Raw genomic sequence first — 9237 nt, 5'->3', positions numbered from 1 at the left:
AAGATCGTCGAGACCCTCATCGAGGAGGCCATGAAACTGGCCGAACAGATGGAACAGGACGGCGTCACCTCGGGCGAACCGTCGGTGTCGGTCGCGGGCTGACGGGGGCGACGGGGCTGTCGAGTCCCGGCCGGTGGCCGGCCTTCAGCCCGCCCGGGCACGTGAAGACGAGCGCCGACCGTGCCCACTCGGCCCGTCCGGCGTTCGAGGACGAGGCCCGTTCAGGGCCGACAGCGAGGGCCTGGGGGCGGCAGCCCCCGACAGAGGGCACGGCGAGCCGACGGCCACCGGCAGACGGACGGCGACCGAAGGCAGGGCGGCACCGCAAAGCTTCCGCAGGTACAGTGCGGAGATCAGCAGACCTGAGTGTGAGGCCCCGCGCGTGTTGACCCAGACCACCTCCCGGGTCCTCGAACCGAGCGACCTGGACGCCGCGCTCGCCGTCCTCGACCGCGAGCCGGTCGCCAACGCCTTCGTGGCCTCCCGGGTCCAGGTCGCGGGCCTCGACCCGTGGCGCCTCGGCGGCGAGATGTGGGGCTGGTACGAGGACGGCATGCTGACGTCGATGTGCTATGCGGGCGCCAACCTCGTCCCGATCTGCGCCACCCCCCGCGCCGTGCGCGCCTTCGCCGACCGGGCCCGCCGCGCCGGCCGCCGCTGCTCCTCCATCGTCGGCCCGGCCGAGCCGACGACCCAGCTGTGGCGCCTGCTCGAACCGCACTGGGGCCCGGCCCGCGAGGTGCGCGCCCGCCAGCCCCTCATGGTCACCGACCGCATGCCGGACGACGTCGCCCCGGATCCCTACGTCCGCCGCATCCGCAAGGACGAGGTGGACACGATCATGCCGGCGTGCGTGGCGATGTTCACCGAGGAGGTCGGGGTCTCCCCGATGGCCGGCGACGGCGGGCTCCTGTACCAGGCCCGGGTGGCCGAACTGGTCGGCTCCGGCCGCTCGTTCGCCCGTCTCGACGACCGGGGCAGGGTCGCCTTCAAGGCGGAGATCGGCGCGGCGACGTCCCAGGCCTGCCAGATCCAGGGCGTCTGGGTGGCCCCCGAGTACCGCGGCCAGGGTCTGGCGGTCCCCGGCATGGCGGCGGTCCTGCGCTACGCGCTGGCGGACGTGGCCCCCGTGGTGAGCCTCTACGTGAACGACTTCAACACCGCGGCCAGGCGGACGTACAGGAGGGTCGGCTTCCAGGAGGTCGGAGCCTTCACGAGCGTGCTCTTTTGACGCCCCTGTAGGCTCCCCGCCATGGACCTCGTCATCGGCCCCTTGGACCTTCCCGCCCACGTGGACGAGGCCCTGGCCGTCCAGGCCGTCGCCTTCGGGCTCGGCCCCGACGAGGTGGCCGTCCGACGTCAGATCGTGCTGCGCCACATGACGAACCCGGGCGCGCGCGCGTTCGGCGCGACGACGTCCGAGGGCCGGCTCGTCGGCTTCGTCTACGGCATGCCCAACGACCGCACCCACTGGTGGTCCACCGTCGTCCAGCCCTATCTGCGGGCCGAGCACAACGAGCACTGGCTGGACGAGTCCTTCGTCATCACGGAGCTCCACGTCCACCCCGCGTACCAGAACCGCGGCGCGGGCCGGGCCCTGATCACCCAGATCACCGACACCGCCACCGAGCCCCGCTCGATCCTCTCCGCGATCGACACGGAGAGCACCGCCCGGGCCCTCTACCGCTCCCTCGGCTACCAGGACCTCGCCCGCCGCGTCCTCTTCCCCAGCGCGCCCCGCCCCTACGCGGTGATGGGCGCCCCGCTTCCCCTCCTGCGCAGGGAATAACGGATTTCCGGGCACGCCGCGCTCCCGGCTAACCTCCTAGCCATCACCTTCCCCCGGCTGCGGGCTGTGTCCGAGCGGGGGCACCCCATCGGCAGGAGTACGACAACCATGGCCAACGCACCGGTCCAGCGCATGTCCCAGTTGATGGCGAAGACGCTGCGCGACGACCCGGCGGACGCCGAGGTCCTCAGCCACAAGCTCCTCGTCCGCGCCGGCTACGTCCGTCGCACCGCCGCCGGCATCTGGTCCTGGCTGCCCCTCGGCAAGAAGGTCCTGTCCAACGTCGAGCGCATCGTCCGCGAGGAGATGGACGCGATCGGCGCTCAGGAGGTCAGCCTTCCCGCGCTGCTGCCGCGCGAGCCCTACGAGGCGACCGGCCGCTGGAACGAGTACGGTCCGGAACTCTTCCGGCTCCAGGACCGCAAGGGCGGCGACTACCTCCTCGGCCCCACCCACGAGGAGATCTTCACGCTGATCGTCAAGGACCAGGCGTCCTCCTACAAGGACCTGCCGGTCATCCTCTACCAGATCCAGACGAAGTTCCGTGACGAGGCCCGCCCGCGCGCCGGCATCCTGCGCGGCCGTGAGTTCCTCATGAAGGACTCGTACTCCTTCGACACCGAGGACGAGGGCCTCGCCCGGTCCTACGCCCTGCACCGCCAGGCCTACCAGCGCGTCTTCGAGCGCCTCGGCCTCGACTACCGCATCTGCGCCGCCACCGCCGGCGCGATGGGCGGCTCGAAGTCGGAGGAGTTCCTCGCCCCGGCCGAGGCCGGCGAGGACACCTTCGCGGACTGCCCGAACTGCGACTTCGCGGCGAACACCGAGGCGATCACGTACGAGCTCAAGCCGGTGGACGCGGACGGCGTCGCCGCGCTCGAGGAGATCCCCACCCCCGACACCCCGACCATCGAGACCCTCGCCGCCCACCTCGGCGTCCCGGCCTCCGCCACCCTGAAGAACCTGCTGGTGAAGGTCGACGGCGAGATCGTGGCCGTCGGCGTGCCCGGCGACCGCGAGGTGGACCTGGGCAAGGTCGAGGCCCACTTCGCCCCGGCCGCCGTCGAACTGGTCACCGCCGAGGACTTCGTCGGCCGTCCCGATCTGGTGCGCGGATACGTCGGCCCGCAGGGCCTCGGGGACAAGGTCGCCTATATCGCCGACCCGCGGGTGGCGCCCGGCACCTCCTGGATCACCGGCGCCAACAAGGAGGGCACGCACGCGAAGAACGTCGTCGCGGGCCGTGACTTCGAGGTCGGCGCGTACGTCGACGTCGTCGTCGTCCAGGAGGGCGACCCCTGCCCCCGGTGCGGCACCGGCCTCAAGCTGGACCGCGCCATCGAGATCGGCCACATCTTCCAGCTCGGCCGCAAGTACGCCGACGCCCTCAAGCTCGACGTCCTCGGCCAGAACGGCAAGCCGGTCCGCGTCACCATGGGCTCCTACGGCATCGGCGTCTCCCGCGCGGTCGCCGCCCTCGCCGAGCAGACCGCCGACGACAAGGGCCTGTGCTGGCCCGCCGAGGTCGCCCCGGCCGACGTGCACGTCGTCGCCGCCGGCAAGGCGCTGCAGACCGAGCTGGCGCTGGAGGTCTCCGAGAAGCTGCGCGCGGCCGGACTGCGCGTCCTGGTCGACGACCGGGCCGGCGTCTCCCCGGGCGTGAAGTTCACCGACTCCGAGCTGATCGGCGTGCCGCAGATCCTGGTGGCGGGCCGTCGCTCCGCCGAGGGCGTCCTGGAGCTGAAGGACCGCAGGACCGGCGAGCGCGAGGAGCTCACGGTGGACGAGGCGATCGCCCGCCTCACCGCGTGAGGTAGGAGCAGTCCCGGAGCTGTCGGCGAGGCGCACGCCTCGCCGACTGCTTCCACCCCGTTCCCCGACGCGGGGCGCGACACCACGCACCGCGGCGGGAAACGGTCACGGCCGACGCGCACGGGACGTCCGCCCCGCTGATCCCGTCCAGGAACCCCGCGCCGAAGGCCGCAGGACGCCCCGCGACCCTCCGCCGTCAAAGCCACGCGGCCGTCAGAGCCATCCGGCCGTCAAAGCCACCCGGCCGGCAAAGCCACCCGGCCGGCAAAGCCACCCGGCCCTCAGAGCCACCCGGCGAACTCCAGCAGCAGCTCGGCGTCCCGGGGCCGTCCGACCCGCAGCGCCCGCACCCCCGATTCGACCGCCCGGAACAGCGTCCAGCCCCGCACCCGCTCCGCGTCCAGCTCCAGCGACTCCGCGAGCTTGCGCACCCGCCGCCGGGTGGTCGCCGCCCCCGAAGGAGTGGCGATCAGGTCCTCCACCCGGTCCCGCACCAGCCGGGCCAGATCGAACGCGCACTCGCCGACCACCGGGTCCGGGCCCACCGCCAGCCACGGCGACCGCTCGGCCGCCAGCACCTTGCTCTGCCGGAACGTGCCATGCAGCAACCGGACCTCCGGCTGCGCCGCCCCGACGAGCTCCTCCCGGGCGGCGAGCGCCGCCTCCACCAGCCCGGCCACCTCGGAGGTCACGGCGGTGCCCCGCATCACGTCCGCCTGGCGGCCGGTCCGCTCGGCCACCGTCTCGAAGACCTGCCCGGCCGGCGGGTCCACCCACAGCCGCCGCAACGTGCCCGCCGCCTCCAGCAACGCCTTCGCCTCCGGCAGCGAGCGCACCGACACGTCGGGATGCAGCCGCTCCAGGAGCAGCGCTCCCGCCGACTCGGGCCCGTCCAGCGGTTGCACGGCGCCGAGGCCGTCCCAGTGCGCCAGCGCGGCCCGCTCCGCCTCGGGGCGGAACCGGGGCGGGGCCAGCTTCAGCACGGCAGGCGTCCCGTCCGCCCGGCGCACGAGCAGGACCAGGCTGGACCGGCCGCCCGGCACCTGCACCCGGTCGACGGTCAACTCGCGCAGGGCCACGGCCTGTCGGGCCGTCTCGGGCAGCGCCTCCAACCAGCCGTCACCGTCGGGCGCCGTCTCGCCGAGCGCCTTGACCAGACGCTGCGGCGGTGCGAAAGCCATGCGCGAGTCGTCCCCTTCCGTGCTCCCGGCCGAACCGTCGGTCACCCCGAAGCCGCAGCCGATGCCGCCGGCTCCGGGGGCGCGGCGGGCGCCGCCGTCGTGGCGGGCGCCGAGCCGGTGGCCGGATCCGTACCGTCCCGCTCCGCGAGACCAGGGAAGGCTACGCTGCCCCCGCGCCAGCGCACCGCGCGCACCGCCGCCTCCCGCAGCGCCGCCGCCGCCTCCCGGCGCCGTGCGTCACCGGCTGCCCGCACCAGGTCCGAGTACACCCCGGCCACACGACCCTCCAGCTCCGCGGCGAGCCGCACCGCCGCGGCGGAGTCCGGCACCGGGAACGGCAGCGCGTACCCGGCGCTCGCCGCGACCGGCTGGGCGCCCAGCCCCCGCACCTCGCGCACCAGCGCGTCGCGGCGCGCCCGGTGCGCGTCGTAGGCCGCCCGTGCCTCGGTGCGCCGTTCCGCGCCGATACGCCCGCCCACCACCCCGTAGCCGTAGACGGCCGCGTGCTCGCCGGCCAGCGCCGCCTGCAGCGCGGTCAGCTCCCCGCTCGTCCCGTCGCTCATCGCGTGCCCTCCGTCAGCAGGTAGGCGTGGGCCGCGCCGGCCGCCGCCACCGAGGCCAGCAACCGGGCCGGTTCGCCCGGCAGGTCCACCAGCTCCCCGGCCCTGCGGTCGGCCAGCGCCCGCTCGTCGGCGGCCAGCTGCGCCAGGGCGTCCCTCTCGACCACCGGCACGGGGGCAGGGACGGCCGAGGCCGGGGGAGCCGGTGCGGAGCCGGCGGGCGAACCGGCGGGTGATCCGGTAGGCGCACGGGAGCCGGACACAGACGGCGACGGGGACCGGGACGGCTTGCGGACGCCGCCGAACGCGTCCACGTGCCGGACGACCTCCGCCCGCAGCGGTCCCAGCAGCCCCGCCAGCCCCGGGTGGACGGCCAGGACGGCGTCGTACCGCGCCATCAGAGCGTCGCTGTCCGCGGCAGCACGCGCGTGGGCCCGTTCGGCTGCCGACGGGCTGTCGCCCGCGCCGCCCTCCTCGCCGTCCTTCGCGCCGGACGAGCAGCCCGCGAGCAGCGCCGCTCCCGCGGCGGACGCGAGCAGGGTTCTTCTGCGCGGTCCCGACGGGGCGCGCGAGGGGAGGGGAAGCGGCACGGCGGACGTCCTCGGGAACTCGTACGAAAGAAACACCAAGAAGGGCGGCAGGCCCGTGATCACCGTACCCGCGCGCTCCTCCGCCACCACTCAGCGGCACCGTGCGCGCGACGCTTCGCCACCCTCCGTGCACAGGTGGACGGCGACACCCTCCGCGACCGGATACCCTTTGACCAGACACGCGCACCGTCCCACAACAGCACACGCGGCCGAGGAGTCACCCGGATGAGCACCACCCAGAGCGAGAGGCTGCGAGAGCTACTGGAACCGCTCGTCGCCTCCCAGGGCCTGGATCTCGAAGAGATCACCGTGGACTCGGTCGGACGCAAGCGGGTGCTGAGCGTGGTCGTCGACTCCGACACCGGAGCGGACCTGGACCAGATCGCCGATGTGAGCCGCGCGCTCTCGGCGAAGCTCGACGAGACGGACGCGATGGGCGAGGGCGAGTACACCCTCGAGGTCGGCACCCCGGGCGCGGAGCGCGCCCTCACCGAGCACCGGCACTACGTACGCGCCACGGACCGGCTGGTGAGGTTCCAGCTGACCGAGGGCGGCGAGCTGGTCGCCCGGATCGTGGCGGTCGACGACGGGGGGCTCGACGTCGAGGTGCCCGGCGTGAAGGGCCGCAGGGCCACCGCCCGCAGACTCGCCTTCGGCGACGTCGATAAGGCGCGCGTGCAGGTCGAGTTCAACCGCAAGGACAAGAACGAGAAGGAAGAGGAGGCGTAGCCGTGGACATCGACATGAGCGCCCTGCGGGGCTTGGTACGGGAGAAGGAGATCTCGTTCGACCTGCTGGTCGAGGCGATCGAGTCGGCCCTCCTCATCGCCTACCACCGCACCGAGGGAAGCCGCCGTCACGCCCGCGTGGAGCTCGACCGGCAGACCGGGCACGTGACCGTGTGGGCGAAGGAGGACCCCGAGGACCTCGACGAGGGTCAGGAGCCCCGCACGTTCGACGACACCCCGTCCGACTTCGGCCGTATCGCCGCCACCACGGCCAAGCAGGTCATCCTGCAGCGCCTGCGCGACGCCGAGGACGACGCGACGCTCGGCGAGTACGCCGGCCGTGAGGGCGACATCGTCACCGGCCTGGTCCAGCAGGGCCGCGACCCGAAGAACGTGCTCGTGGACATCGGCAAGCTGGAGGCCATCCTGCCGGTGCAGGAGCAGGTCCCCGGCGAGACGTACTCCCACGGCCTGCGCCTGCGGTCGTACGTCGTCCGGGTGGCGAAGGGCGTGCGCGGTCCGTCCGTGACGCTCTCGCGGACCCACCCCAATCTGGTGAAGAAGCTCTTCGCCCTGGAGGTGCCCGAGATCGCCGACGGCTCGGTCGAGATCTCGGCGATCGCACGCGAGGCCGGTCACCGCACGAAGATCGCCGTCAGGTCCACCCGTTCGGGTCTGAACGCCAAGGGCGCCTGCATCGGCCCCATGGGCGGCCGGGTGCGCAACGTGATGGCCGAGCTGAACGGTGAGAAGATCGACATCGTCGACTGGTCCGACGACCCGGCCGAGATGGTGGCCAACGCGCTGTCCCCGGCCCGGGTCTCCAAGGTGGAGGTCGTCGACCTCGCGGCCCGCTCCGCGCGCGTGACCGTGCCCGACTACCAGCTGTCCCTGGCGATCGGCAAGGAAGGGCAGAACGCCCGGCTCGCCGCCCGGCTGACCGGCTGGCGGATCGACATCCGCCCGGACACCGAGCAGCCCGAGGAATAGATCTCGGCCTGTGGTGGCTGAGATCACGTCAGAGTTCTGCGCGGCAACTGTTCGATTCCGGCCCTCAGGGGTTGGAGCCGCGCCGGGGAGGTAGACTTAACTGTGTCTGGCCGGACGCACGCCGGAGCACGCCCTGAACGCACCTGTGTGGGGTGCCGGAAGCGAGCGGCCAAGACGGAGCTGCTGCGTATCGTGGCGATCAAGGACGCATGCGTCCCCGATCCACGCGGTACGCTGCCCGGCCGGGGTGCGTATGTGCACCCCGCCCCGGTCTGTCTCGACCAGGCGGTACGCCGCCGGGCGTTCACGAGGGCGTTGCGAGCCCCGGGAGCGCTCGACACGAACGCGTTGCGCCAGTACGTCGAGCAGACGACCGTCGCCGAACAGGCGACACCGTAAGAAGGCGTCGTACGGAACCTCCGTGCGGCTCTGGTACCCCGCGAGTTGGAAGTAGGTCGAGATTGCGATGAGCACTCGATGAGCACGCGATGAGTACGCCCATGAAGTAGCGACGGTCCGGACACACCCGGACCTAAAAGGAGCGAAGTGGCTAAGGTCCGGGTATACGAACTCGCCAAGGAGTTCGGGGTGGAGAGCAAGGTCGTCATGGCCAAGCTCCAGGAACTCGGTGAATTCGTCCGTTCGGCGTCTTCGACCATCGAAGCGCCCGTTGTCCGCAAACTGACTGACGCCTTCCAGGGCGGTGGCAGCGGCAGGTCCGCGAAGCCCGCCCCGCGCAAGGCCGCCCCCAGGCCCGCGGCGCCCTCTCCGGCGCAGTCGGCCCGTCCGGGCCCGGCCGCTCCGCGGCCGGCCGCCCCCAAGCCGCCCGTGGAGCAGACGCCCGCGGCCCCGGCCGCGCCGGTCGCACCGGCCGCCTCGTCGGCCCCCGCGCCGGCGGCCTCCGGCACGCGTCCGACGCCGGGCCCCCGGCCCGCGCCGCGTCCGGCCCCGGCAGCCCCGGAGTTCACCGCTCCGCCGGCCGCTCCGGCCCAGTCGGCTCCGGCCCAGTCGGCCCCGGCCCCGTCGGGTCCGGCACAGGCGGGTCCGGCGCAGTCCGGCTCCCGTCCGGCCTCCCAGGGTCCGCGCCCCGGTGCGCCCCGTCCCGGCCGTCCCGCGCCCGGTCAGGGCCAGGACCGCGGTGACCGTGGCGACCGCGGTGACCGTGGTCAGCGTCCGGCCGCGGCCCAGGGTCCGCGTACCGGCGGCTCCGGCGCCCCCCGTCCGGGCGGTGCCCGTCCGGCCGGTCCGCGTCCGGGCAACAACCCCTTCACGTCCGGCGGCAACGCCGGCATGGCGCGCCCGCAGGCGCCCCGTCCGCAGGGCGCCCCGCGTCCCGGCGGCCCGGGTGCTCCCGGCGCCGGTCCCCGTCCCCAGGCCGCCGGCGGTCAGGGCGGCGGTCCTCGTCCGCAGTCTCCGGGCGGCGCCCGTCCGAGCCCGGGCGGCATGCCCAGGCCCCAGGGCGCAGGCCCCGGCGGTCCGCGTCCCGGCGGCGGTCCGCGTCCCAACCCCGGCATGATGCCGCAGCGTCCCGCTGCGGGCCCGCGTCCCGGCGGCGGCCCCGGCGGCCGCGGTCCCGCAGGTGCGGGT

The 9237-nt window shown here is 73.8% G+C and carries 10 protein-coding genes; 7 read left to right on the top strand and 3 right to left on the bottom strand.

All coding sequences use genetic code 11. The annotated features are described in order from the left end of the window. The first annotated feature begins 382 nt into the window (after positions 1–382). The 3 genes from ACFVYK_RS37320 (at position 383) to ACFVYK_RS37310 (ending at position 3601) form a co-directional block, all read left to right on the top strand. Positions 383–1231, top strand: coding sequence for a GNAT family N-acetyltransferase (locus tag ACFVYK_RS37320; protein WP_389781186.1), 849 nt, complete (start codon positions 383–385; stop codon positions 1229–1231). A gap of 21 nt (positions 1232–1252) precedes the next feature. Further along, a complete protein-coding gene (locus ACFVYK_RS37315; protein ID WP_389781185.1) occupies positions 1253–1789 on the top strand; it encodes a GNAT family N-acetyltransferase in 537 nt (178 codons plus the stop codon). A gap of 108 nt (positions 1790–1897) precedes the next feature. Next, a complete protein-coding gene (locus ACFVYK_RS37310; protein WP_389781184.1) occupies positions 1898–3601 on the top strand; it encodes a proline--tRNA ligase in 1704 nt (567 codons plus the stop codon). A gap of 281 nt (positions 3602–3882) precedes the next feature. Here the strand turns inward: ACFVYK_RS37310 and ACFVYK_RS37305 are convergent, their stop codons facing one another. The 3 genes from ACFVYK_RS37305 to ACFVYK_RS37295 are packed head-to-tail and all read right to left on the bottom strand — an operon-like array spanning position 3883 to position 5932. Beyond that, complete coding sequence (locus ACFVYK_RS37305) at positions 3883–4782, bottom strand: aminoglycoside phosphotransferase family protein (RefSeq protein ID WP_389781183.1); 900 nt, start codon at positions 4780–4782, stop codon at positions 3883–3885. 41 nt (positions 4783–4823) lie between these two features. Beyond that, a complete protein-coding gene (locus ACFVYK_RS37300) occupies positions 4824–5345 on the bottom strand; it encodes a ferritin-like domain-containing protein (RefSeq protein WP_389781182.1) in 522 nt (173 codons plus the stop codon). After that, on the bottom strand, positions 5342–5932 hold the full coding sequence (locus ACFVYK_RS37295; RefSeq protein WP_389781181.1) for a hypothetical protein: 591 nt from the start codon (positions 5930–5932) through the stop codon (positions 5342–5344). The genes ACFVYK_RS37300 and ACFVYK_RS37295 overlap by 4 nt, the downstream gene beginning before the upstream one ends. Positions 5933–6157: 225 nt before the next feature. Here ACFVYK_RS37295 and rimP point away from each other — a divergent pair, with 225 nt between their 5' ends. The 4 genes from rimP to ACFVYK_RS37275 form a co-directional block, all read left to right on the top strand. Continuing rightward, positions 6158–6661, top strand: a complete 504-nt coding sequence (gene rimP, locus ACFVYK_RS37290; RefSeq protein ID WP_389781180.1) for a ribosome maturation factor RimP — start codon at positions 6158–6160, stop codon at positions 6659–6661. Positions 6662–6663: 2 nt separating this feature from the next. Further along, the gene (gene nusA / locus ACFVYK_RS37285; protein ID WP_389781179.1) at positions 6664–7650 is read left to right on the top strand and encodes a transcription termination factor NusA; all 987 of its coding nucleotides are present in this window, start codon (positions 6664–6666) and stop codon (positions 7648–7650) included. 102 nt (positions 7651–7752) lie between these two features. Beyond that, complete coding sequence (locus ACFVYK_RS37280; protein WP_389781178.1) at positions 7753–8049, top strand: YlxR family protein; 297 nt, start codon at positions 7753–7755, stop codon at positions 8047–8049. A 147-nt stretch (positions 8050–8196) separates the two neighbouring features. Next, positions 8197–9237, top strand: a 1041-nt coding sequence (locus ACFVYK_RS37275) for a translation initiation factor IF-2 N-terminal domain-containing protein (protein WP_389781177.1), incomplete at its 3' end; no start/stop codon positions are given.

The sequence above is a fragment of the Streptomyces sp. NPDC058291 genome (assembly GCF_042880855.1).
Classification (GTDB): domain Bacteria; phylum Actinomycetota; class Actinomycetes; order Streptomycetales; family Streptomycetaceae; genus Streptomyces.
This window is presented reverse-complemented; position numbering and strand designations above follow the sequence as displayed.